This window comes from Brevundimonas vancanneytii (genome assembly GCF_901421975.1).
Classification (GTDB): Bacteria; Pseudomonadota; Alphaproteobacteria; order Caulobacterales; family Caulobacteraceae; genus Brevundimonas; species Brevundimonas diminuta.
On sequence record NZ_LR588407.1, the window covers coordinates 811415 to 834349 of the forward strand.

The 22935-nt window shown below is 68.8% G+C and carries 19 protein-coding genes and 2 pseudogenes; 15 read left to right on the forward strand and 6 right to left on the reverse strand.

All coding sequences use genetic code 11. The annotated features are described in order from the left end of the window. Positions 1-6 precede the first annotated feature (6 nt). Positions 7-1473 carry an amidohydrolase family protein gene (locus FGL25_RS04025; RefSeq protein ID WP_138141027.1) on the forward strand — a complete coding sequence of 489 codons (1467 nt, stop codon included), beginning with the start codon at positions 7-9 and terminating at the stop codon, positions 1471-1473. On the opposite strand, the gene FGL25_RS04030 is transcribed toward FGL25_RS04025, so the two are convergent. Both FGL25_RS04030 and FGL25_RS04035 read right to left on the reverse strand, forming a co-directional pair. Continuing rightward, positions 1451-2026, reverse strand: coding sequence for an HdeD family acid-resistance protein (locus FGL25_RS04030; protein ID WP_046653288.1), 576 nt, complete (start codon positions 2024-2026; stop codon positions 1451-1453). The genes FGL25_RS04025 and FGL25_RS04030 overlap by 23 nt on opposite strands. Before the next feature lie 86 nt (positions 2027-2112). Beyond that, entirely contained in the window at positions 2113-2352 is a 240-nt protein-coding gene (locus FGL25_RS04035; protein ID WP_003165726.1) for a hypothetical protein, read from the reverse strand. A 100-nt stretch (positions 2353-2452) separates the two neighbouring features. Here FGL25_RS04035 and FGL25_RS04040 point away from each other — a divergent pair, with 100 nt between their 5' ends. The 3 genes from FGL25_RS04040 (at position 2453) to FGL25_RS04050 (ending at position 5850) form a co-directional block, all read left to right on the forward strand. Then, a complete protein-coding gene (locus FGL25_RS04040) occupies positions 2453-3436 on the forward strand; it encodes a helix-turn-helix transcriptional regulator (RefSeq protein WP_436835248.1) in 984 nt (327 codons plus the stop codon). A 77-nt stretch (positions 3437-3513) separates the two neighbouring features. Then, positions 3514-4950 carry a hypothetical protein gene (locus FGL25_RS04045; RefSeq protein ID WP_138141028.1) on the forward strand — a complete coding sequence of 479 codons (1437 nt, stop codon included), beginning with the start codon at positions 3514-3516 and terminating at the stop codon, positions 4948-4950. 66 nt (positions 4951-5016) lie between these two features. Continuing rightward, positions 5017-5850 carry a universal stress protein gene (locus FGL25_RS04050; protein WP_167493282.1) on the forward strand — a complete coding sequence of 278 codons (834 nt, stop codon included), beginning with the start codon at positions 5017-5019 and terminating at the stop codon, positions 5848-5850. Between the two features lie 130 nt (positions 5851-5980). Here the strand turns inward: FGL25_RS04050 and FGL25_RS04055 are convergent, their stop codons facing one another. Then, a complete protein-coding gene (locus FGL25_RS04055; protein WP_138141030.1) occupies positions 5981-7411 on the reverse strand; it encodes a helix-turn-helix domain-containing protein in 1431 nt (476 codons plus the stop codon). A gap of 155 nt (positions 7412-7566) precedes the next feature. Here FGL25_RS04055 and aceA point away from each other — a divergent pair, with 155 nt between their 5' ends. Continuing rightward, positions 7567-8844: an isocitrate lyase gene (gene aceA, locus FGL25_RS04060; RefSeq protein ID WP_138141031.1), complete on the forward strand. Its 1278-nt coding sequence runs from the start codon at positions 7567-7569 to the stop codon at positions 8842-8844. Positions 8845-8873: 29 nt separating this feature from the next. Further along, positions 8874-9083, forward strand: a complete 210-nt coding sequence (locus FGL25_RS04065) for a hypothetical protein (protein ID WP_003165718.1) — start codon at positions 8874-8876, stop codon at positions 9081-9083. 28 nt (positions 9084-9111) lie between these two features. Here FGL25_RS04065 and FGL25_RS17260 read toward each other — a convergent pair whose 3' ends face one another. Both FGL25_RS17260 and FGL25_RS04070 read right to left on the reverse strand, forming a co-directional pair. Next, positions 9112-9993 carry an ATP-binding protein gene (locus FGL25_RS17260; RefSeq protein ID WP_354702821.1) on the reverse strand — a complete coding sequence of 294 codons (882 nt, stop codon included), beginning with the start codon at positions 9991-9993 and terminating at the stop codon, positions 9112-9114. Beyond that, positions 9927-11441, reverse strand: a complete 1515-nt coding sequence (locus FGL25_RS04070; RefSeq protein WP_252970010.1) for an MHYT domain-containing protein — start codon at positions 11439-11441, stop codon at positions 9927-9929. The genes FGL25_RS17260 and FGL25_RS04070 overlap by 67 nt, the downstream gene beginning before the upstream one ends. Positions 11442-11588: 147 nt before the next feature. On the opposite strand from FGL25_RS04070, the pseudogene FGL25_RS04075 reads away from it, so the two are divergent. From FGL25_RS04075 to FGL25_RS04105, 7 genes and pseudogenes are all read left to right on the forward strand, one after another. Then, positions 11589-12985: pseudogene (locus FGL25_RS04075) on the forward strand (sensor histidine kinase). 163 nt (positions 12986-13148) lie between these two features. Beyond that, on the forward strand, positions 13149-14579 hold the full coding sequence (gene pstC / locus FGL25_RS04080; RefSeq protein ID WP_003165715.1) for a phosphate ABC transporter permease subunit PstC: 1431 nt from the start codon (positions 13149-13151) through the stop codon (positions 14577-14579). Beyond that, positions 14572-15867: a phosphate ABC transporter permease PstA gene (gene pstA, locus FGL25_RS04085; protein WP_138141032.1), complete on the forward strand. Its 1296-nt coding sequence runs from the start codon at positions 14572-14574 to the stop codon at positions 15865-15867. Before pstC ends, pstA begins: the two co-directional genes overlap by 8 nt. A 5-nt stretch (positions 15868-15872) precedes the next feature. Further along, a complete protein-coding gene (gene pstB / locus FGL25_RS04090; protein WP_046653298.1) occupies positions 15873-16745 on the forward strand; it encodes a phosphate ABC transporter ATP-binding protein PstB in 873 nt (290 codons plus the stop codon). Positions 16746-16755: 10 nt separating this feature from the next. Next, positions 16756-17501 (forward strand): annotated as a pseudogene (gene phoU / locus FGL25_RS04095) (phosphate signaling complex protein PhoU). A 45-nt stretch (positions 17502-17546) separates the two neighbouring features. Continuing rightward, complete coding sequence (phoB, locus tag FGL25_RS04100) at positions 17547-18236, forward strand: phosphate regulon transcriptional regulator PhoB (RefSeq protein WP_003165711.1); 690 nt, start codon at positions 17547-17549, stop codon at positions 18234-18236. A gap of 322 nt (positions 18237-18558) precedes the next feature. Next, complete coding sequence (locus tag FGL25_RS04105; protein ID WP_138141033.1) at positions 18559-19278, forward strand: CPBP family intramembrane glutamic endopeptidase, BDIM_20840 family; 720 nt, start codon at positions 18559-18561, stop codon at positions 19276-19278. Positions 19279-19282: 4 nt separating this feature from the next. On the opposite strand, the gene FGL25_RS04110 is transcribed toward FGL25_RS04105, so the two are convergent. Then, positions 19283-20215, reverse strand: a complete 933-nt coding sequence (locus tag FGL25_RS04110; protein ID WP_040346899.1) for an Hsp33 family molecular chaperone — start codon at positions 20213-20215, stop codon at positions 19283-19285. 188 nt (positions 20216-20403) lie between these two features. On the opposite strand from FGL25_RS04110, the gene FGL25_RS04115 reads away from it, so the two are divergent. Both FGL25_RS04115 and serA read left to right on the forward strand, forming a co-directional pair. Further along, positions 20404-20934, forward strand: coding sequence for a hypothetical protein (locus tag FGL25_RS04115; RefSeq protein WP_052748047.1), 531 nt, complete (start codon positions 20404-20406; stop codon positions 20932-20934). A gap of 97 nt (positions 20935-21031) precedes the next feature. After that, positions 21032-22921, forward strand: a complete 1890-nt coding sequence (gene serA, locus FGL25_RS04120; RefSeq protein WP_138141034.1) for a phosphoglycerate dehydrogenase — start codon at positions 21032-21034, stop codon at positions 22919-22921. Positions 22922-22935 lie beyond the last annotated feature (14 nt).

A 22935-nucleotide genomic window follows, 5' to 3' on the forward strand; every position in this document is an offset into this window, starting at 1 on the left:
GGATTCATGCGCACCTTCCTGATCGCCGCCTCCGCCCTGTTGTCCGCCTGCGCCCTGGCGCCGCTGGCCGCCGCCGAAACGCCGGTCCAGCCGGTCGATCTGCTGCTGACCTCGGCCACGGTGGTCGATGTCGAGAAGGGAACGACGACGCCGGATCAACTGGTCGCCGTGCGCGGCGGCGACATCGTGGCCGTGGGGCCTGAGGGCGAGGCGGGCCGCTATCGGGCCGCGCGGACGTGGGATCTGGGCGACCGCTACGTCATGCCGGGCCTGTGGGACATGCACGTCCACTTCGGCGGCGGCGAGCCCCTGATCGAGGAGAACGCCGAGCTGATGCCGCTGTTCGTGGTCAACGGCGTGGTGGCGGTGCGCGACGCGGCGGGCGACCTGGCGCAGCAGGTGCTGGACTGGCGCGCGTCGCCGCCGACCGCCGATGCGCCGCGCATCTTCACCTCCGGCCCCAAGATCGAGGGCGTCGCCCCCGTCTGGAAGGGCGTGATCGAGACGGGCAGCGAGGCGGAGGTGGACGCAGCCCTGGACCGGCTTCAGGCCCTGCGCGTCGACTTCGTCAAGATCACCGACAACACCCTGACGCCCGAGCTTTTCCTCTACGCCGTGCGCGAGGCGAAGAAACGGGGCATGAAGACCTCGGCCCACATTCCGGCCAGCATCACGGTGCTGACGGCGGCCGAGGCGGGCCTGTCGTCGATCGAGCACCTCGACTACGCCATGAAGGCCGGCTCGCGCGATGAGGCGGCCATCGCGGCCGACTATCTGGCGGGCGAATACACCTACGCCCAGACCATGCGGCGTTACGCCGACACCTTCGACGTGGAGACGGCGCGCCGGGTCTATGCGCGGCTGGCGGAGCTGGGCACGGCGGTATCACCGACCCTCTACGGCTCGACCACCCTGGCCAATCTGGACAAGGACGACCACACGCACGACGACGGCCTGGCCTATGTCGGGCCGGGCATCCGGGCGACCTATGACTGGCGCGTCCAGCGCGCCGCCCAGGCCACGCCGCAGCAGGTCGAGGACCGCCACTTCGTCAAGGACGTCACCGCACGCACCCTGCCCATGCTGCGCGACGCGGGCGTGACGATCCTGACCGGGACGGACGCGGGCTTCCTCAACTCGTTCAATTATCCGGGCTTTTCGCTGCACGACGAGCTGGAGCTCTATGTGTCGCTGGGCCTGACGCCGCGCGAGGCCCTGGCGGGCTCGGTCGTGGACGGGCCGCGCTTCCTGAACCAGGGCGAGCGTTACGGCGCGGTGGCGACGGGCAAGTCGGCCGATCTGCTGGTGCTGGAGGCCGACCCGCTGGCCGACGTCAGCGCCACGCGCGACGCCGAGGCCGTGGTGCTGCGCGGCCGCCTGATCGATGCGGCTGAACTGGAGCGGATGCGCGCCGAAATCCGCGCTCGGGTCGCGGCGCGCAATGCGGTCTTTAAGCCTTCGCCAGCTTCCTGACCTTGAAGGCGACCCAGATCAGCAGCAGGCCGAACAGCACGGCCCAGGCCGCGATCAGCCACAGCAGACCCAGGGCCCCCGCGCCCGGCATGAAGACCAGGATCAGGCCGAAGATCACCGACAGGGCGCCGGCGACGCCCAGCGTCCACTCATTGGCGATCTCGTTGCGCAGACGGATGGCGCCGATGATCTCGAGCACGCCGCGCAGGATCGACCAGAAGCCGATCAGATAGACCAGGACCAGGGCCGTCAGGCCCGGCCAGGCGAAGGCGACGACAGCGGCCAGGATGCTGACCACGCCGCCCAGCGCCAGCCACCAGCGCGGGACGAACCCGCCGCCCCGGATCGCTGCGATCAGGGCTAGAACGCCGTCGATCAGGGCGTAGACGCCGTAGACCATGATCAGGGTCAGCAGGCTGATCTGCGGCCAGACGAAGGTCAGCACGCCGAAGGCCACGGCGGCGATCCCACGCAACAACAGCAGCCACCAGGATCGATGCAAGGCGGATTTGACGAAGCCTTCCAGCGAAGGCGCGGCGTTGGACGAGGACATGGTTTCAGCTCCCCTTGGGCGTGGCGGCATATGGCCACGCTGGCGCAACGTCGGAGCGGGGGCGGGAGTTCCGCAAACTTCTCGGCTCAGGCCGCCGCGCGCCAGTCGGACCGGGCGTTGAACGGCGGGGTGTGGAACTCGTCCCACAGGGCGTCTTCGTTGGTGTAGCGGCTGGTCGAGGCGCTGATGACGTCCACGACCTGTTCCTCCTGACGGTCCCAGATGACGGCCAGGTCGCTCTCGGTCTCGCACGGCACGATCATGTAGCGATCGGAAAAGGTCTTGCGGGCGGGCTTCTGGACGGTGGGGGTGCGGACGAAGGCCATAGGGGAAAACTCCTGGTGCGGAGGCGGTCGCCTCTTGCTGACAGGATGAAGATGCGACAGCATTGCGCCAGTTTCGGACGTATATCTGTGGAGAAGTCATTTGCGGCACGACAAGGCGGCCATGGTCATCGATCTGGCGCGGGGCATGGCGGCCAGCGCCGAGGGGCTGACGCTGAACGAGATGGCGGCACAGCTGAACGTCGGGCGCCGCACGGCCGAGCGGATGCGCGACGCCGTGCTGATGCTGTTCCCGCAGGTCGAGGAGGTGTCGGACCCGCCGACCAAACGCTGGCGCATTCGGGGCGGGCTGTCGGCCTTTGAACAGGCCCCGACGGCCACCGAAATGCTGGAGCTGACCAAGGCGGCGGCCGCCCTGCGCGCGGCGGGCGAACCGGCGCGGGCGGCGGCGCTGGAGAGCCTTGAGCGCAAGGTGAAGGCGGCGATGCGCTCGACCACCCTGAACCGCATGGCGCCCGATCTGGAGGCTCTGGTCCGGGCCGAGACCATCGCCGTTCAGGCCGGGCCGCGCCCCAGCGCCGACGAGACGGTGCTGGCCGAGATTCGCGGGGCGGTGCTGGCCGAGCGGCCGCTGAACTTCATCTACGCGCGGCCGGGGGCGGAGGCGCGCACCCGCACCATGACCCCGTGCGGCCTGATGTTCGGGCGGGCCAACTATCTGGTGGCCGCCGACCGCGAGAGCGGGCGCATCCAGACCTTCCGTCTGGACCGGATGAGCGCGGTCGAGGCGGGCGAGGGCACGGCGCGTCCGCCCGAAGACTTCGACCTGGGCGCCTTCGCCAGCCAGTCCTTCGGCATCTATCAGGACGAGATCGAAGAGGTCGCCGTCCGTATCGCGCCCGAGGGGGCGGACGAGGCGCGCGGCTGGCGCTGGCACCCGACCCAGACGATCGAGGATCGGGCCGACGGATCGGTCGTGGTGCGGTTCCGCGCCTCGGGCATGCGCGAACTGGCCTGGCATCTGTTCACCTGGGGCGAGCAGGCGACCATCCTGGAGCCGGACCGGCTGAAGACGGTGATGGCTGAGGCGCTTGGGGCGGCGGGCCGCGCCCTCGAACGGGCGTAAAGCTGAGGAAACCGTAAGGTGACGGGCGACGTTTGGGAGCCCTAAGCTGCGCCGTTCCTTGTAGGAGACTGCTCTTCGTGCGTCTGAAAGCCCTGTCTGCAACCGCCCTTTCTGTCGTCGCCCTGCTGACCGCCTGCGCCGCCAGCCCTGCGCCCGGCCCCTGGAACGTCGAGGCGGCGCCGCAGGTGACGGTGACGCGCGAGGACGGGCGGCTGACGGTGGATTACGTCTTCAACCGCGACGCCGTGGTCTGGGCTTTCATGGACTCGGCCCTGATCTCGGAGGTGCGCGAGCCGTGGCGGCCGCGCCAGTGGACGGTTGAGACGCCCGGCGTGGTGATGGAGCGACGCGGCCATTACGACATCATCCGAAGCGCGGACGGCGGTCCCGTGCCGCGCCACGTCCGTTTCAGCGTGACGCCCAAGGCGGTCGAGCTGGAGGCGGAATACAAGACCCTGGTCTTCTCGGACGGGGCGGTGGCCCTGCCGACGCGGCAGATGGACGTCTTCGCTCTGGGCTCGCCCGAGGCGGCGGAGGCGATGCCGGCGGACCTCAACGGCGTCAATCTGGACGGCGGGGCGTCGCGCGTGACCTGGCGCGACCTGGACGGGCCGGTGCTGTTCAATGGCGAGCGCCACGCCGAACTGACGACGACGGGCGAGCGCTCCTATGTCCTGCTGGGACAGGCGCGGGTGACGCCGGGCGAGGGGCTGACCACGGTCATGGACCCCAATCTGCCGCCCTGGATCGGCGAGAAGATCCGCGACTTCGCCCCGCGCGTGGGCCAGTTCTACCTGCAACGCTTGGGACGTCCCGGCTCGGGCGGCGACAATCCGGTGGTCATGGTGTCGTGGAACGGCCCGACCGAGCGGATGACCAGCATGGGCGGCAGCGTCTTGCCGGGTCTGATCGTCATGTCGTTCGAGGGGACCGGCGTGACCCGGCCGACGGCGGAGATGGAGCGGGTGTCCCGCTGGTTCATCGGCCATGAGAGCGCCCACTTCTGGCTGGGCCAGACGGTGCGCTACGAGTTCGCGCGCGACGCCTGGATCACCGAGGGCGGCGCCGACCTGATGGCGGTGCGGGCGCTGAAGGCGCTGGACCCGGCCTATGACGACCGCAAGGCCCTGCAGGAAGAGGTCGACGACTGCGTGACCCTGAGCCAGGGGCGCGGCGTGGCCGAGGCGGGCGTGCGGGGCGAACACCGCGCCTATTACGCCTGCGGCGCCGTCTTCGCGATGACGGCCGAGGGGGCGCAGAAGCGGCGCGACGGCGGCGACTGGTTCGGCTTCCTGCGGCCTCTGCTGGACGCCAACCGCCGGGACGGGGTGCTGAGCCGCGCCGAATGGCTGAACGCCCTGACGCGCGTGTCGGGCGATCCGACGCTGGCGGCCGACATCGGGCGGATGCTGGACCAGGGCGCGGCCGATCCCGCCGCCGAGATCGCCAGCCTGTTCCGCCGCGCGGGCGTGCCGCACCGGGTCGAGGGCGGTCGCGTCATTCTGGCGAATTGATCCTGCTCAAGGCGCGGAACGGCGGTTTGTGCGTTGATGGGGCGTATCCTGAAGCAGGAGGCCCCCATGCCCTGGACCAGTCTGATCGTCTATGTCGACGATGAAGCCGACAACCCCGCCCGCCTGACCGAGGCCTGCGCACTGGCCGGCGCTCACGGGGCGCGGCTGATCGGGGTGTCGGCCTGCGCGCCCGAGACGCCGGTGGCCGACGCCTATGGGGCGGGCATTCTTCTGGGCGAGGTGATGGCGGCTCAGCAGGCGCGCAACGAAACCACGCTGAAGTCCGCTGAGCAGCGCTTCCGGGGCGCGATCGAGGCGGCGGGCGTCGAGGGCGAGTGGCGCGGCGACGTCGGCGACCCGACCGGCCTGACCCTGCGCTGCCTGCGGGCGGCGGACGCGGCCCTGGTCGGGCGCGACGCGGGCGGGGCCAGCGCCTGGCGCGCGCCGCATCCGGCGGATCTGGCCATGCGCTCGGGGCGGCCGGTGGTGGTGCTGCCGCCCAATCCGATCCGTTCGATGGTGGATGCCCCGGCGCTGCTGGCCTGGACCGACACGCGCGAGAGCCGACTGGCGGCGCAGGCGGCCCTGCCCCTGCTGAAGCGCGCCGACGGGGTGCGGGTGGTCGAACTGTGCGACCCTGAAGACATGGACGGCGCCCGGTTGCGGACGCAGGATGTCGTACGCTGGCTGGCGGGGCACGGGATTGCGGCTGAACCAGACGCCCGCGCCCATGACGACCGCTCGGGCGGTCGGCGGCTGATCGACTGCGCCGAGGAAATGGGGGCGGGGCTCATGGTCTCCGGCGCCTGGGGGCATGCGCGGATGCGGCAGTGGATCTTCGGCGGGGTGACGCAGACCTTGCTGAACGAAACGCCCGTGGCGCTGATGCTGGCGCACTGACTTTCCTTCTCCCCTTGCGGGAGAAGGTGGTCCGTAAGGACCGGATGAGGGGTTGCACTGTCGGTTGAGAGACCCCTCATCCGACCTCGCTTCGCTCGGCCACCTTCTCCCGCACGGGGAGAAGGGGAGATTAGGCGAACGGATAGGGGCTGACCGACTTGGACCAGTCGTCGACCGTCAGGGCGCGGCCGACCGGCGGGGCGGCGCGTTCGGCGCAGGGGTGGCGTTCGCACAGGCGGCAGGCCGGGCCGATGGGGGTGACCTCGGGCTTCTGCAGGTCCAGACCGCGGGCGTAGATCAGGCGGTGGGCGTGGCGAAGCTCGCAGCCCAGGCCGATGGCGAGGTCATGCCCCTCGGTGAAGGCGTCCTGGCCCTGACGGTCGACGGTGCGGGCCAGGGTGAACCAGCGCGATCCGTCCGGCGTCTCGATGATCTGGGTGACGATGCGGCCCGGCGTGCGGAAGGCCGAGTGCAGCCGCCAGCGCGGACAGGCGCCGCCGAAGCGCGAGAAGGGAAAGGCGCCCGACGCATAGCGCTTGGACACATTGCCCGCCTGATCCACCCGCATCAGGAAGAAGGGCACGCCCCGCGCCGTCGGCCGCGACAGGGTGGTCAGGCGGTGGGCGACCTGTTCGAAGCCGACGCCGAAGCGGGCCTGTAGCCGGGACAGGTCATAGCCGGTTTCCTCGGCCGTGCGCTGGAAGGCGGCGTAGGGCATCAGCACGGCGGCGGCCAGGGTGTTGGCCAGCGAGGCCTTCAGCAGGTTGCGCGTCGGGACGTCGGGGGCGTTCGCCGCCTCGGTCAGGGCCTGAAGCTCAGGCCCGTGCTCCATCAGGGCCAGTTGGTTGGCGACGGCGAAGGCGCGCGAGGACGGCCCGAGCGTGTCGGACAGCAGAAGGCGCCCCCGGTGCGGGTCGAAGCGGCGGGTCCACTCGACCATGACCTCGGCGGGCAGGGTGCGGACGGTCAGGCCGTGGCGGGCGAACAGGCGCGCGCGGGCCAGGGCCTCGAATCCTTCGTCGGGGGCGGGGGCTTCCGCGCGCAGGGCGTCGTGCAGGGCTTCGCCCAGGGCGTCCAGTTCGGGGAAGTGGTTGTGGCGGGCCTGAACGTATTCGCGCACCCATTCCGAAGGGCTGTCGGTCGGCGCCGCGCCGCCGCCCGCCTCGACCTCGGCGCGGTCGCGCACGCGGCGGTCGGTGAAGGCGCGATAGAGGCGCAGCACGGCGTCGGCGGCGGCGGGCTGATCCTCGGCCAGCTGCATGATCTCGTGGCGGGGCACGGCCAGGCCCTGGAACAGCGGGTCGGCGAAGACCTCGGACAGTTCGGCCTCCGACGCCGGGCCGCCGGACTGGCCGAGGTTCCTCAGGTCGACGTCATAGGTTTCGGCCAGACGCAGCAGCAGCTGGGCCGAGACGGGGCGCTGGTTGCGCTCGATATGGTTCAGATAAGAGGGCGAGACGCCCAGGTCGGCCGCCATCGCCGTCTGCGACAGGTCAAGGTCGCGCCGCAGCCGCTTGAGGCGGCCGCCCAGAAACAGCTTGCGATCGGCGGCGGCGTTCATGGCGCGATCATGTCACATCATGACTTCAAGGCAAGTGTCATGATGTGACTGTTTGACTTGAATGATGCGTCTAGCTCTGTGTCATTCGTGACGGATGCATGTTCAGGTCTTCGGGACAGCGGCTGCGGCCGCGCCTTATCGAGACCGAGACGAACATGACGACCTTCGCCGATCTGGTTCCTTCGCCCGCCGGCCGTTTCGACGGCATCGAGCGCCCTTACTCGCCGGAAGACGTTCTGCGTCTGCGCGGCTCGGTGCCGGTCACGCACACCCTGGCCGAGCGCGGCGCCAACCGTCTGTGGGAGCTGCTGCACAGCGAGGCTTACATCAACGCCCTGGGGGCCGTGACCGGCAATCAGGCGATGCAGATGGTCCGCGCGGGCCTGAAGGCCATCTATCTGTCGGGCTGGCAGGTCGCGGCCGACGCCAATACGGCCGGCGCCATGTACCCGGACCAGTCGCTCTATCCGGCCAACGCCGCGCCGGAACTGTGCCGCCGCATCAACCGCACCCTGCAGCGCGCCGACCAGATCGAGCACGCGGAAGGCGGCGCCAAGCGTGACTGGTTCGCCCCCATCGTCGCCGACGCCGAGGCCGGCTTCGGCGGCCCGCTGAACAGCTTCGAGATCATGAAGGCCTTCATCGAGGCGGGCGCCGCGGGCGTCCACTTTGAGGACCAGCTGGCGTCCGAGAAGAAGTGCGGCCACCTGGGCGGCAAGGTGCTGATCCCGACCCAGGCGCATGAGCGCAATCTGATCGCGGCGCGTCTTGCGGCCGACGTCTGCGGCACGCCGACCCTGACGGTGGCGCGCACCGACGCCGAGTCGGCCCAACTGATCACCTCGGACATCGACGAGCGGGACCACCCCTTCATCGACCGCGAGAACCGCACGCCCGAGGGCTTCTATCGTCTGAAGCCGGGCACGGGTCTGGATCACTGCATCGCGCGCGGCCTGTCCTACGCCAAATACGCCGACCTGCTGTGGTGGGAGACCTCGCACCCCGATCTGGACGACGCCAGGAAGTTCGCCGAAGCCGTCCAGAAGGAGCATCCGGGCAAGCTGATGGCCTACAACTGCTCGCCCTCGTTCAACTGGGAAGCCAAGCTGGACAAGGAAACCATCGCCAAGTTCCAGCGCGAGCTGGGGGCCATGGGCTACAAGTTCCAGTTCGTCACCCTGGCCGGCTTCCACAGCCTGAACAATGGCATGTTCGAACTGGCCAGCGGTTATCGCGATCGCGGCATGGCGGCCTATTCCGAGCTGCAACAGCGCGAGTTCGCCAATGAGGCGACCGGCTATACCGCCACGCGCCACCAGCGCGAGGTCGGCACCGGCTACTTCGATGATGTCGCCACGGTCATCTCCTCGGGCCAGTCCTCGACTACGGCTTTGAAGGACTCGACCGAAACCGCCCAGTTCCACGCCGCCTGAGTTCCACGCCTCACAGGAAAGGAAACGACATGGAGCCCATGACCCGTCCGCAAGCCATCATCGACTTCTGCCTGGCGCCCCTGGCGCTGGATGGATCGACCGAGGCCGAGCGCGAGGTGCGCCGCCGTCTGGAGCACGTCCTCAAGACCTTCGAGGCCAAGGCGGTCCGTCCGCTGAGCGTGGACTTCTCGACCATGCCCAGCCAGGTCATCAACGAGGCGGCGCACGGCTACGAGTGAGCCGGCTCGATATTGGAAGAAAGAGACCTCAGGCCGCAGCTTCTGCGGCCTGAGGCGTCTGTGCGGTCAGGTCAGCGACCATGGCCAACAGGTCTTCGACGCTGAAGGGCTTGGCCATATGGCGGTCGGCGCCGGCGGCCAGGGCCTCGTCCAGATGTTGGGGCAGGGCGTTGGCGGTCAGCATGACGACGGGAACGTGCGGCAGGCCCAGGACGGACTCGTGCAGCCGGATTTCGCGCACGGCGGTCAGGCCGTCCATGACCGGCATCTGCATGTCCATCAGCACCAGGTCGAAGGTCTGGGCGCGGTAGGCTTCGACGGCCTGGGCTCCGTTCTCGACCGAGACGAGGTCGAAGACGGCGCCGTCCAGGATCAACTCGACGACGCGGCGATTGGTCGGATGATCGTCGGCGGCCAGGATGCGCAGGCGGCGCGGGGCCTGGTCGACCTCGGCCGCGACGGCTGTGTCGGCGTCCTGCCGGTCGGGACGAAGCGGGACGGGCGGCGCCTGAGCCGGCTTGAGCGGCAGGCTGAGGATGAAGGCGGCGCCCGCGCCCGGCTCGCTTTCGCAGCCCAGGTCGCCGCCCATCATGGCCGCCAGTTCGCGGCAGATCGCCAGGCCCAGGCCAGAGCCGCCGTAATGGCGGGTGATGTCGCCGTCGGCCTGTTCGAAGCGGTTGAACAGCCGCGCCTGCGTCTGGGCGTCAAAGCCGATCCCGGTGTCTTGGACCACGAAACGCAAGGTCTGGGGCGCCTCGGCCGGGACGGCGTCGACGGTCAGGCTGACGAAGCCCGAGGCGGTGAACTTGACGGCGTTGGAGACCAGGTTGGTCAGAACCTGCTTCAGGCGGACGGCGTCGCCATAAATCCAACGCTGCGCCTCAGGCGCGACCTCGACAATGAACTGCAGCCCTTGTCGCGCGCGGCGGCGGCGTAGAGGAGGGCGGCTTCCTCCACTGTCCGGGCGAGGTCGAGCGGTTCCTCCTTCAGCTCCAGTCGCCCGGATTCGACGCGCGCCAGATCCAGTATGTCGCTGAGCAGGGTCTGAAGGGTGCGGCTGGAGGACTGGATCAGCTCAAGCATTTCCTGCTGATGCTGTGACAGTTTCGTGCGGGTCAGCGCCTGGGCCACCCCGATGACGCCGTTCAGGGGCGTGCGGATCTCATGGCTCATATTGGCCAGGAAGCGGCTCTTGGCGCGATTGGCGGCGTTTGCTGTGTCGCGCGCTTCCGCCAGGGCGGCCGCGTCGCGTTTCAGGTCGCTGATGTCCGAGCAGACCGTGACCGCGCCGCCGCCGACGGTCGGGCGATCCTGAACCCGCAGCCAACGGTCGGCGACCTTGATCTCGCGCGGGGCGGTGGCGATGCGGCGGCAGGCCAGCCGCTCTTCGATCCAGGCGTCCTCTCGGCCCACGATGTCGGGATAGACGCCGCTTCTGATCCCGGCCTCCAATACTTCGCGGAAGGTGACGCCGGGCCTGAGCACGCCTTGCAGATGAGGTGCGATCTCGCTGTAGCGCTGGTTCCACAGGATCAGGCGGTCATCGGCGTCATAGACGCTGACGCCGTCGGGCATGGCGTGGACGGCTTCCAGCAACTGACCCAGAACGCTGCGCCGCGACCACCAGATCATGCCGGTGAAGAAGGCCGCCACGACGACGGTCAACGTCACGCCCAGGCCGATCCACAGGGCGACGACGAGGGCGCTCGCCGCGTCGCTGGGCAGGATCACGCCGGGCGCAGGCGTCAGGCTCACGGCGGTCATGGCGATGAAGTGCAGCCAGGCGACGCCGCTGGCGGTCAGGGCGGTCGCTGCGGCCAACTGCTTCCAGCGGCCGAGGGGCGGCAGGAAGACGACCGTGCTGAACAGGACCAGCCCGCCCGCGACGGCCAGGCCGACGCGCGGCGCATTCCACGTCAGCACCGCGCCGGACAAGCGCATGGCGTCCATGCCGACGAAGTGCATGGCCGCGACGCCGGTTGTGACGGCGACTGCGGCGACCAGCCCCCACCGACGCCGCAGCTTCGCATCCGCCGGGCCGATCAGGTGCAACTGCATTCCGATCCAGAAGGCGGCCGCCACGATCACCAGCGACAGGAAGGTCTGCAGGGCGTCGTAACGGACCTCGACGCCTATGTCGTAGGACAGCATGGCGATGAAATGGGTGGTCCATACGCCTAATCCGCCGACCAGGGGCGCGGACAGGGTGTAGGCGCGGCGTGCTCGGGGCGACAGGCGTCGCGCACGCTCGGACAGCAACAAAGCGATGCCGAGGCTGAAAACGCAGGCCAGGATGGCGAAAGCGGCGATTCGCCAGTCGTGGCGTTCAACCAGACAGCTCAGAACACCGTCCAACATGATGCGCCCTCAGCCCCTAAACCGTTCCGCCGTAAATCCGTGAAGAAACCAAGCTACACATCCCGTGCGTCGAACCGGCCGACTCAGCGGGCTGCCGACGGACCAACCTAGGTCGAGCTGCTGAAGAATGAGATAACGTCGGTCGAAATGCCTTACGATCACTCTCCGTCTCCCGTTGCGCCTACAGCGTCGTCCGGTTTGTGGACGGCCGGCGCCAGCGGCGGCGTGGCCATACTGGTGATGGCGGTTCTGGCCGTGATGAAGCCGGAACTGGCCGGATGGCTGGCGGCGGGGGCCGTCGCGGTCGCGCTGGCGACCTGGTTGGTGAACCGCAATCCGCCGCCGGCCGCCGATGAGATGGAATTCGAGCCGGGCGGGGTCGATCTGGGACCGGACGCGGCCCTGCTGGGCGATGTGTTCGAGGCGCTGGACGACCCGCTGCTGATCATCAGCGGAGGCGAGGCGGACGACATCGCCGGGCGCCGCATCGCCCTGGCCAATGCGGCGGCGCGCGAGCTGTTCAAGCTGAACGGGACGGGCGGGGGGCTGCTGGTTTCGGTGCTGCGCGAGCCGCGCGTGCTGGAGGCGGTGGACGAGGCCTGTTCGGCGGCGTCGGAGCCGAGGTCGACTATGTCGGCGGCGGCGTTCAGGAGCGGCATTGGCGCGCCTTCATCCGACCCCTGCCCGCACGCGAGGATTCGGCCTGGGGCGGCGGGATGCTGGCGCTTCTGGCTCTGCGCGACGAGACGGACGTGCGCCGCATGGAGAAGATGCGCGTCGACTTCCTGGCCAACGCCAGCCATGAGCTGCGCACGCCGCTGGCGTCGTTGTCGGGCTTCATCGAGACGCTGAAGGGCCACGCCAAGGACGACCCCAAGGCGCGCGACAAATTCCTCGACATCATGGCGGTGCAGGCCGACCGGATGCGGCGGCTGGTGGCCGATCTGCTGTCGCTGAGCCGGATCGAGCTGAACGAACACATCGCGCCCCTGGGGCGGGTCAATCTGGCGCGGGCGACGGCCGATGTGGTCGATGCGGTCAGCGTCCTCTCGCGCGAGCGTCAGGTGACGATCCATGCTGAGCTGCCGCACGGCGGCGCGGCCGTGACCGGCGATCGGGACGAGATCGCCCAGGTGGTGCAGAACCTGATCGACAACGCCCTGAAATATTCCAGCGCGGGCGGGACCATCGAGGTCGGCATCGAGATCGACCGCACCCTGGACGAGGCCATGGCGGCGCGAATGCCCGAGGGCAACCGCCTGTCTCTGGCGACCCCGGACCGCGAGACGGGTCAGCGCTACGCCGTCGTCACCGTGCGCGACCACGGGCCGGGCATGGCGCGCGAGCACCTGCCGCGCCTGACGGAGCGATTCTATCGCGTCGAGGGTCAGAAGAGCGGCGATCGGCAGGGCACGGGGCTGGGCCTGGCCATCGTGCGCCACATCATCATCCGTCACCGGGGCGGCCTGTCAGTGGACAGCGCGCCGGGGCATGGAGCGATCTTCGCAGCCTGTTTCCCGCTGGCTCCCGCATCCGAGGCGTGAGGTCCGTATTCGGAGCGATCGTCATGCAGCTGCGACATTGCGGCTGGGCGTCGTAACAGAACTGTCATCCAGCCGTCTTAATCCGCTGACGTATCGCAGGCAGTTTCCCGGCCGAAACGCACCGAACCCGGCGCGTTGCTGATTCCTGCGCTGATCGGACCGGATGATCTGGATTTTCCTGCTGCTGCTGATCGCCTTCGCCGTCCTGGCCTATGTGGCCGGGCGGGCCTTGGCCGTTCGTCGGAGCCAGGGTGCGAAGTCGCATTCGCGTCCTGGCCAACACGGGCTTTACGCCCTGATCTGGGTCGGTGTTCCGGCCCTGGCGATGCTGATCGCCGCCTCGATCTTCTCCACGCCCATCGAGCAGCAGATGATGCGGGCGGGCGCGCCTGACAGCGTCACCCAGCTGGAGCCGTTCCGCCGCGAAGCCTTCTTCGCCGACGCCCGTCTGGTCGGGGCGGGGCAGGAGGCGCGCCAGATCTGGCCTGCGCCCTACGCCGAGGAACTGCCGGCCGAGGGCCGCCGCGCCCACCGCATCGCCGCGGCCCTGGACTGGGGCGGGGGCGTCGCCGCCCTGATCGCCGCCGTGTTGGGCGGCCTGTTCGTCTTCACCCGCATTCGCCCGGACCTGCGCGCGCGCAACAAGGTCGAGGGCTGGATCACCGGCGTCCTGTTCGCCTGTTCGGCGGTGGCGGTGCTGACCACGGTCGGCATCATCTTCTCGCTGGTGATCGATTCCTTGCGCTTCTTCAGCATGGTGCCGATCACCGAGTTCCTGTTCGGGACCAAGTGGAGCCCGCAGATCGCCATCCGCGCCGATCAGGTCGGGTCGTCGGGCGCCTTCGGGGCCGTGCCGCTGTTCGCGGGCACCTTCCTGATCATGGCCATCGCCATGGCGGTGGCGGCGCCGATCGGCCTGTTCTCGGCGGTCTATCTGTCGGAATATTCGGGCAAGAAGACCCGCGCCCTGGTCAAGCCCGCGCTGGAGGTTCTGGCCGGGGTGCCGACCGTGGTCTACGGCTTCTTCGCCGCCCTGACCGTTGGGCCGGCTCTGCGCGTCTTCTTCAACGGCATCGGCGAGATGCTGATCGGCGGGCCGTTCAACGATCTGGGCCTCTACCTGTCGCTGGTGCAGAACCAGATGGCTCTGGTCGCGGGCGCGGTCATGGGGATCATGCTCATCCCCTTTGTCAGCTCCCTGTCGGACGACATCCTGAACGCGGTGCCGCAGTCGCTGCGCGACGGCTCCTACGCCATGGGCGCCACCAAGTCCGAGACGATCAAGAAGGTGCTGCTGCCCGCCGCACTGCCGGGCGTGGCCGGGGCCCTGCTGCTGGCCGTGTCGCGCGCCATCGGCGAGACCATGATCGTGACCATGGCCGCCGGTCTGGCCGCCAAGCTGACCTTGAACCCGCTCGAGACGGTCACGACCGTAACCGTCCAGATCGTCACCCTGCTGACCGGCGACCAGGAGTTCAACAGCCCCAAGACCCTGGCCGCCTTCGGTCTGGGGCTGACCCTGTTCGTGGTCACGCTGATGCTGAACATCGTCGCCATGCGCATCGTGCAAGCCTATCGGGAACAGTATGACTGACGCCGCCTCTCCCTCGACCGGCGTCAGCCCGCGCACCCAGCGTCTGAAAAGCCGCCTGCGCGCCCGCTATGCGCGTGAGACCCGCTTCCGCTGGTACGGCCGTGCGGCCATCGGCGTGGCTCTGGCCTTCCTGGTGATCCTGCTGGGCAGCATCGTCACCCAGGGCTACACCGCCTTCTACGCCCATACCGTGACCCTGCCGGTCTACATGGACCCGGCGCGGATCGACCGTTCCTATCCGCAAGGCGCCAATTTTGAGCAGATCGTCGCCGAGCAGCAGATCCGCCGCCTGGGAATCCAGGACGACGCGCAGGGAACCAAGGCCTCGACAATGAAGGCCCTGCTGTCCTCGGAGCTGAAGTTCCAGGCCGCCAAGATGATCGCGCGCCAGCCCAGCCTGCTGGGCCAGACCGTGCCGGTCGCCGCGCCGCTGTCGGACGACGCCGAGATGTATCTGAAGGGCAAGATCACCCGCGATCAGCCCGAGGACCAGCGTCGCGTCACCAATGAGCAGATGGACTGGCTGGACCGGATGAAGGCCTCGGGCGCCGTGCGCGCCCACTTCAACTCCGCCCTGTTCACCAAGGGCGACTCGACCCAGCCGGAGCTGGCGGGCCTGCTGGGCGCCGTGGTCGGTTCGGCCCTGATGCTGATGGTGACCGCCCTGATCGCCATTCCGGTCGGCGTCGGCGCTGCGGTGTGGCTGGAGGAATACTCGCCGCGCAACCGCATCACGGCGATCATCGAGGTCAACATCAACAACCTGGCCGCCGTGCCGTCCATCGTCTACGGCCTGCTGGGTCTGGCGCTGTTCATCAACTTCCTGCACCTGCCGCGCGCCAGTCCGCTGGTCGGGGGTCTGGTGCTGGCGCTGATGGCCCTGCCGACCATCATCATCGCCACCCGCTCGTCGCTGAAGGCGGTGCCGCCGTCGATCCGCGAGGCGGCCCTGGCCATGGGCGCCAGCCGCACCCAGACGGTGTTCGGCCACGTCCTGCCGCTGGCCATGCCCGGCGTGATGACCGGCGCCATCATCTCCATGGCCCATGCGCTGGGCGAGACGGCGCCGCTGCTGCTGATCGGCATGATCAGCTTCGTGCCGGGCGTGCCGCACGCCATCGACGAGCCCGTCGGCGCCCTGCCGTCGCTGATCTACATCTGGGAGAATGCGTCCGAGCGCGCCTTCCACGAACGGACGGCGGCCGCCATCCTTGTCCTTCTCGCCTTCATGATCGTCATGAACGCCGCCGCAGTCCTGCTGCGCCGTCGCTTCGAACGCCGGTGGTAAATCTTATGAAGTCCCGCATCTTCCGCGCTCCCGACGGCTCGTCGACCGGCGCCGCCCCCTCTGAAGCCGCCACCCTGTCGACCGCCCCGGCCGTCGGCGCTCACGCCTCGGCCCCGCTGGGTCCGATCAAGATCGCCGCGCGCGACGTCTGCGTCTTCTATGGCGAGAAGCAGGCCCTGTTCGACGTCTCGTTGGAGATTCCGGACAAGACGGTGACGGCGCTGATCGGCCCGTCGGGTTGCGGCAAGTCGACCTTCCTGCGGACGATGAACCGCATGAACGACACCATCCCCGGCACCCGCGTGACCGGCCGGATCGACATGGACGGCGCGGACATCAACGACAAGAAGATCGACCCGGTTCTGCTGCGCGCCCAGGTCGGCATGGTGTTCCAGAAGCCGAACCCCTTCCCCAAGTCGATCTATGAGAACGTGGCCTATGGGCCCAAGATTCACGGCCTGGCCTCGACCAAGGGCGAGATGGACGAGATCGTCCAGAAGTCGCTGAAGCGCGCCGGTCTGTGGGACGAGGTCGCTGACCGCCTGCACTCGCCGGGCACCGGCCTGTCGGGCGGTCAGCAGCAGCGCCTGGTCATCGCCCGCGCCATCGCGGTCGAACCCGAAGTCATCCTGATGGACGAGCCCTGCTCGGCGCTGGACCCGATCGCCACGGCCAAGATCGAGGAGCTGATCGACGAACTGCGCGAGCGCTACTGCATCGTCATCGTCACCCACTCGATGGCCCAGGCGGCGCGGGTGTCGCAGCGCACGGCCTTCTTCCACATGGGCAAGCTGGTCGAGACCGGCGACACCGAAGAGATCTTCACCAACCCGCGCGAAAAGCGCACGCTCGATTACATCACCGGCCGCTTCGGCTGAGGACGCGACGATGAACCAGCATACGGTCAAGGCTTACGGCGACGAGCTGAACCAGTTGACGGCCGAGGTGGTCCGCATGGGCGGCCTGGCCGAGGCCCAGGTGGCGGACGCCATCGAATCCGTCGCGCGCCGCGACGTGGCTCTGGCCAAGGCGGTGGTCGAGCGCGACAACCGCCTGGACGCCCTGCATCGCGACATCGAGAAGAAGGCGATCCGCCTGATCGCCCTGCGCCAGCCGGTCGCCAGCGACCTGCGCCGGACGCTGGGAGCCATGAAGCTGGCCTCGGACCTGGAGCGGACCGGCGACCTGGCCAAGAACATCGCCAAGCGGGCACTGATCCTGGCCGAGGCCGAGCCGATGCAGCCCCTGACCCGCTCGATCGAGCGGATGGGCGGCTGGTGTCGAACCGCCTGCGCGACGTGCTGGACGCCTATACGGCCTCTGAGATCGAGCGCGCCCTGTCGGTCTGGCAGACCGACGACGAGGTGGACGAGCACTACAACGCCCTGTTCCGCGAACTGCTCACCTATATGATGGGCGACCCGCGCACGATCACGGCCTGCACCCACCTGCTGTTCATGGCCAAGAACCTGGAGCGGATCGGCGACCACGCGACCAACATCGCCGAGACGGTCCACTATGAGATTACGGGCGAGGACATGCTGGGCGAGCGGCCGAAGGCCGTGCCCGGTCCCGGCGAAGAGCCGACGCCGACCCCGCACCTGTCTGCGTCGCCCGACGCGGCGGACGACTGATCCCCCCTACATCGCTGACGACTTCGACGAACCGGAGAGGCTGACGTGCAACCCTATATCCTGGTGATGGAAGACGAGGACGCCCTGGCCACCCTGCTCCAGTACAATCTGGAGAAGGAAGGCTATGACGTGGCCGTCGCCGCCGACGGCGAGGAGGGGATGCTGCAGATCGACGAACGCACCCCCGACCTGATCCTGCTGGACTGGATGCTGCCCAAGCTGTCGGGCATCGAGGTCTGCCGTCGCGTGCGCGGCCGGGCCGAGACCCGCAACCTGCCCATCATCATGCTGACCGCGCGCGGCGAAGAGACGGACCGCGTGCGCGGCCTGGACACCGGCGCCGACGACTACATGACCAAGCCCTTCTCGATGACGGAGCTGACCGCGCGCATCCGCGCCGTGCTGCGCCGCATCCGTCCGGGTCTGGCCGACGACCGGGTCAACCACGCCGACATCATCATGGACCGCGTCGCCCACCGCGTCAGCCGCGCGGGCCGCGAGGTGCATCTGGGGCCGACGGAGTTCCGTCTGCTGGACCACTTCCTCAAGCATCCGGGCCGGGTGTTCAGCCGCGAGCAGCTGTTGGACGCGGTCTGGGGCTCGGACGTCTATGTCGAGGCCCGCACGGTGGACGTCCACGTCGGCCGCCTGCGCAAGGCGCTGAACGTCGAAGGCACGGTCAACCCGATCCGCACCGTGCGCTCGGCGGGCTATTCGCTGGATTTGAACAACTAGGCGGTGACTCCTGCGGCGCGGGCCACGACGCTCCACACCGCTCTACGACGCGCCACGGCGCCCCATCCCCTGCCGTCATCCTCGGGCTTGACCCGAGGATCCAGCCGGCCGCCTGCACGGCGTTGAACGGGTGAGCGCGCCGTCGCCCTGGATCCTCGGGTCAAGCCCGAGGATGACGGCGTGTAGAGGCGGGAAACGGTGCGTATGGGGCGAAGTCCGGGCGTGTGGGGGCGAGGAGCAGGAGCTTAACTTTTCTTCATCTGCATCTGCCCGGCCATGCCGCCGCCTCTGAACGACGACGTCGCATCGGGGGAGGGAAGCCATGCCGGACGCCATTATCGCCATGTCAGGCTGGGTCGGGGCGGTCGCACTGGCGGGCGGGGCGGCGGCCGTGCTGTCGCGCGGCAAGGTGCGCTGGGGCTGGCTGGCCGCAGCTCTGCTGCTGATGGCGGTCTATGACGCCGTGCTGACGCGCGGCTATGGCCATATCCCGCTGGATTTCGGTCCCTCGCGCTGGAACTGGGAGGGCAAGACGCTGGCCGTCCTGCTGTCCTTGGCGGTCGCCAGCCTGCCCATCGTGGGGTGGCGGCGCAGCGGCCTGACCCTGCATCAGGATCGGCAGGGACTGAAGGGGGCGCTGATCCTGTCGGGCCTGCTGGTCCTGCTGTTTCTTGGGCTGGCGATCGCGATGCCGGGCGAGGGGTTCGACGCAGACAGCCTGGCTTTTCAACTGACCATGCCGGGGCTGGACGAGGAGATCTTCTATCGCGGCGTGCTGCTGCTGATGCTGAACGAGGCGTTCGGGCGGCCGGTCCGCGTGCTGGGCGCGCCAATGGGCTGGGGCGCGGCGCTGACGGCGCTGGCGTTCGGCCTGACCCACGCCCTGGGCTATCAGGACGGCGGCTTCACCTTCGACTGGGCGCCGATGGCGACGACGGGGCTGGCGGGCCTGTTGCTGGTCTGGCTGCGTGAGAAGACCGGCAGCGTGCTGCTGCCGGTCCTGCTGCACAACTACGGCAACGCCGTCTTCATGCTGGTCTGAGGGATCAGGCCTCGGCCGTTTCCAGCTCGGCCGGGTCGATCTCATAGTTGGTCGAGCAATACTCGCACGTCACGCGGATCTTGCCGTCGTCCTCGACCATTTCGGCGCGTTCTTCCGCCGGGAAGGATTGCAACACGGTGGCGATGCGGTCCTTCGAGCAGCGGCAGACGGCGGCCAGGGCCTTGGCGCCTTCCAGCCGCACGCCGTCCTCGTGGAACAGACGGTACAGCAGGGTCTCGGCGCTGATGGTCGGGTCGATCAGCTCGTCGTCGCCCAGGGTGGCGAACAGGGCGCGGGTGCGTTCCCACACTTCTTCGGTCGAGCCGCGCGACTCGTCGCCGGCGATGACCTGGATCATCGCCCCGCCCGCGCGCCAGGTGCGGCCCGCGTCGGTTTCGACCTCGCCGACGGCCAGGCGAACCTTGGTCGGCACCTGCTCGGACTGGGTGAAGTAGTGTTCGGCGCACAGCGACAGGCTCTCGCCCTCGATGGGGGTCACGCCCTGAGTGCGTTCGAAGTCGGCGCCGCGGTCCACCGTCATGATGAACACGCCGCCGCCCAGCAGGGTCTTGGCCCCTGGACGGGCGAAGCCTTCCGACGCCTTGGCCACTTCTTCCGGGTCGAACCGGCAGAAGCCGCGCAGATGGCCGTCCGTGCCGTAGTCGGCCACGACATAGCGCACCGGCCCGTCGCCCTGGGCCTGAACGATCAGGCGGCCGTCGAACTTCAGCGCCGAGCCGACGATGGCGGCCAGGACGCAGGCTTCGCCCAGCAGGGCGGCGACCGGCTCGGGATAGGCGTGGGCCGACAGGATCTTGTCGACCGCTTCGCCCAGGCGGACCAGGCGGCCGCGCACCGGCCAGCCTTCGATCTGGAAGGCGGCGGCGAAGTCGTCCGTCGGGGCGGCGATGGGGGCGTCGGGCGCGTGATCGGTCACGGCGTGAAATCCTGAAAACTGTCGGAAGCGGCGCAACATAGGGAGCCGCGGGCGGCTTGGTAAGGGGAGGGCGTGTCGCCTGCGTCACGACCGCGCGCGGCGGCGACAAGCTTGACCGGATGAAGGGAACCCTTTGTGCTGAAGCTCGCTCCCTTAGATGAAACCGTTTCCTTCCCGAGAGGTCTGACATGATGGATCGTGAGTTCAACGTCGTGGATGAAGTCCGCAAGCATCCCGGAATCACGGCGGGGGTGGTGGCTGTGCTGGCGGGCGTGGGTCTGGCGACCATCCTGCTGAGCCAACGCACCGGCCCGACGCGTTATGAGCGGATCAAGACCCGCATCGACCCGCGCGGCTGGTTCGACGCCGAGGCTCTGCGCCACCGCTTTGACGACATCGCGCGCGGCGTGCGCGACGGCGCGGACGACCTGACCCACCGCGCGGCCGATCTGGGCGGCTACGCCCAGGACCGCGCCGGCCGCTTCGGCGCCGAGGCGCGGGATCGAGCTGACGACTGGTATCGCCGCACCAGGAAGAAATCGCGCCGTCCGATGCGCCGCTACACCAAGCAGGCGCGCCGCTATGTCGAGGACGCCGGCGACTTCGCCCGCGATCACGCCAAGGAGGGCGGCGCCCTTCTGGCTGTGGCCACCATCGCCGCCGCCATCGGCGCGGCGGCGCTGGAAAGCCGTCGTCGCGCCGGAAACGGCGGCCGCTGAGCCGGTTTTCCGCCGTAAATGGAAAAAATATGCGGAAAGGGGTGCCGCGGCACCCCTTTTTATTGCTGCGGGTGCGAAGAAGGTCTAGAGCCCGCGCATGATCTCGCCCGTCTTCATCTTCGACTTCGATTCCACCCTGGTTCGCATCGAAACGCTGGAGGCGCTGGCCGATCTGGCGCTGAAGGATGCGCCGGACGCCGCCGAGCGCAAGGCCCGGATCGCGGCCCTGACCGACGACGCCATGAACGGCCGCATAGGCTTCGGCGAGGCGCTGAAGCAGCGGCTGGACCTGCTGGCGCTGCGCCGTGAACACGTCGAGACCCTGACCGATCGCATCCTGGACGAGGCGACGGTCTCCATTCGCCGCAACGTCGACTTCTTCCAGCGCAACGCCGAGCGCATCTACATCCTGTCGGGCGGCTTTCGCGAGGTGATCGCCCCCCTGGCCGAGCGGCTGGGCGTGGCGTCCGATCATGTGCTGGCCAACGACCTGATCTATGACGATGAAGGCCGCGTAACGTGCGTGGACGCGGCCAACCCGCTGTCGCGCGAGAACGGCAAGCCTGAGGTCATCCGGGCGCTGAACCTGGAAGGGCCGGTGGTCATGGTCGGCGACGGCTGGACCGACGCCGAGGTCAAGATTCAGGGCGCGGCCGACCGCTTCTACGCCTTCACCGAGATCGTCAGCCGCGCCAAGGTGATCGAGGCCGCCGACGCCGTCGCCGCCTCTCTGGACGAGGTGCTGTACGCTGAGGGCGTGGCCGGGCGCTGGTCCTATCCGCGCAACCGCATCCGCATGCTGCTGCTGGAGAACGTCCACCCCGCCGCCGTCGAACGGCTGGAGGAGGCGGGCTATACCGTCGAGACCATGAAGGGCGCGCTGGACGAGGACGACCTGATCGAGGCGATCAAGGGCGTGCACGTCCTGGGCATCCGCTCCAAGACCAATGTCACGCGCAGGGTGCTGGACGCCGCGGACCGGCTGATGGCCGTGGCGGCCTTCTGCATAGGCACCAATCAGGTCGATCTGGACGCGGCGGCGGACAAGGGCGTGGCGGTGTTCAACGCCCCCTATTCCAACACCCGCTCGGTGGTCGAACTGGCCATCGGCATGATGATCGTGCTGATGCGCGACGTGGCGGACAAGTCGCGCGAAATGCACAAGGGCGTGTGGAACAAGTCGGCCACGGGATCGCGCGAGGTGCGCGGCAAGACGCTGGGCATCGTCGGCTACGGCGCCATCGGCAGCCAGCTGTCGGTGCTGGCCGAGAACCTGGGCATGAGGGTGCTGTTCTACGACCTGTCCGAGCGGTTGGCGCTGGGCAATGCGCGGCGGATGCGCTCGCTGGACGCCCTGCTGGCCGAGGCGGACGTGGTGACGCTGCACGTCGACGGCCGCAAGGAAAACACCGCCATCATCGGCGCCGACCAGTTCGCCAGGATGAAGCCGGGCGCCCTGTTCCTGAACCTTTCGCGCGGCCATGTGGTCGATGTGGACGCGATGGCGGCGGCGCTGAAGTCCGGCCGTCTGGGCGGGGCGGCGGTCGACGTCTTCCCCGAGGAGCCGCGCACCAACGCCGACCCGTTCGACAGTCCTCTGGTCGGCCTGGACAAGACCATCCTGACCCCGCACATCGGCGGCTCGACCGAAGAGGCGCAGGAAGCCATCGCCGAGTTCGCGGCCGAGCGGCTGCTGGGCTATCTGAACCGGGGCGACACCACCTTCTGCGTCAACCTGCCGAACGTGCAACTCGCCGAGGTGACGCGCGCCCACCGTCTGCTGCATATCCACCGCAACCAGCCGGGCGTGCTGGCCGAGCTGAACCGCGCCCTGTCGGATGCGGGGCTGAACATCCTGGGCCAGCACCTGAAGACGGACGAGCGGACCGGCTATGTCATCACCGACGTGGATCGCGACTATGACCGCGAGGCGCTGACGGCGCTGAAGCAGCTTCCCGGCACGATCCGCTTCCGCCGGCTGCACTGATCGTCGATCACCTT

Excerpts from the sequence above, each read along its gene's own strand:
- FGL25_RS04035 (WP_003165726.1), bottom strand. The coding sequence starts at position 2,352 with ATGGCCTTCGTCCGCACCCCCACCGTCCAGAAGCCCGCCCGCAAGACC.
- FGL25_RS04070 (WP_252970010.1), bottom strand. The coding sequence starts at position 11,441 with ATGTTGGACGGTGTTCTGAGCTGTCTGGTTGAACGCCACGACTGGCGA.
- pstB (WP_046653298.1), top strand. The coding sequence starts at position 15,873 with ATGAAGTCCCGCATCTTCCGCGCTCCCGACGGCTCGTCGACCGGCGCC.
- pstC (WP_003165715.1), top strand. The coding sequence starts at position 13,149 with ATGATCTGGATTTTCCTGCTGCTGCTGATCGCCTTCGCCGTCCTGGCC.
- FGL25_RS04055 (WP_138141030.1), bottom strand. The coding sequence starts at position 7,411 with ATGAACGCCGCCGCCGATCGCAAGCTGTTTCTGGGCGGCCGCCTCAAG.
- FGL25_RS04030 (WP_046653288.1), bottom strand. The coding sequence starts at position 2,026 with ATGTCCTCGTCCAACGCCGCGCCTTCGCTGGAAGGCTTCGTCAAATCC.
- serA (WP_138141034.1), top strand. The coding sequence starts at position 21,032 with ATGATCTCGCCCGTCTTCATCTTCGACTTCGATTCCACCCTGGTTCGC.
- aceA (WP_138141031.1), top strand. The coding sequence starts at position 7,567 with ATGACGACCTTCGCCGATCTGGTTCCTTCGCCCGCCGGCCGTTTCGAC.
- FGL25_RS04050 (WP_167493282.1), top strand. The coding sequence starts at position 5,017 with ATGCCCTGGACCAGTCTGATCGTCTATGTCGACGATGAAGCCGACAAC.
- FGL25_RS04105 (WP_138141033.1), top strand. The coding sequence starts at position 18,559 with ATGCCGGACGCCATTATCGCCATGTCAGGCTGGGTCGGGGCGGTCGCA.
- pstA (WP_138141032.1), top strand. The coding sequence starts at position 14,572 with ATGACTGACGCCGCCTCTCCCTCGACCGGCGTCAGCCCGCGCACCCAG.
- FGL25_RS04025 (WP_138141027.1), top strand. The coding sequence starts at position 7 with ATGCGCACCTTCCTGATCGCCGCCTCCGCCCTGTTGTCCGCCTGCGCC.
- FGL25_RS04115 (WP_052748047.1), top strand. The coding sequence starts at position 20,404 with ATGATGGATCGTGAGTTCAACGTCGTGGATGAAGTCCGCAAGCATCCC.
- FGL25_RS04065 (WP_003165718.1), top strand. The coding sequence starts at position 8,874 with ATGGAGCCCATGACCCGTCCGCAAGCCATCATCGACTTCTGCCTGGCG.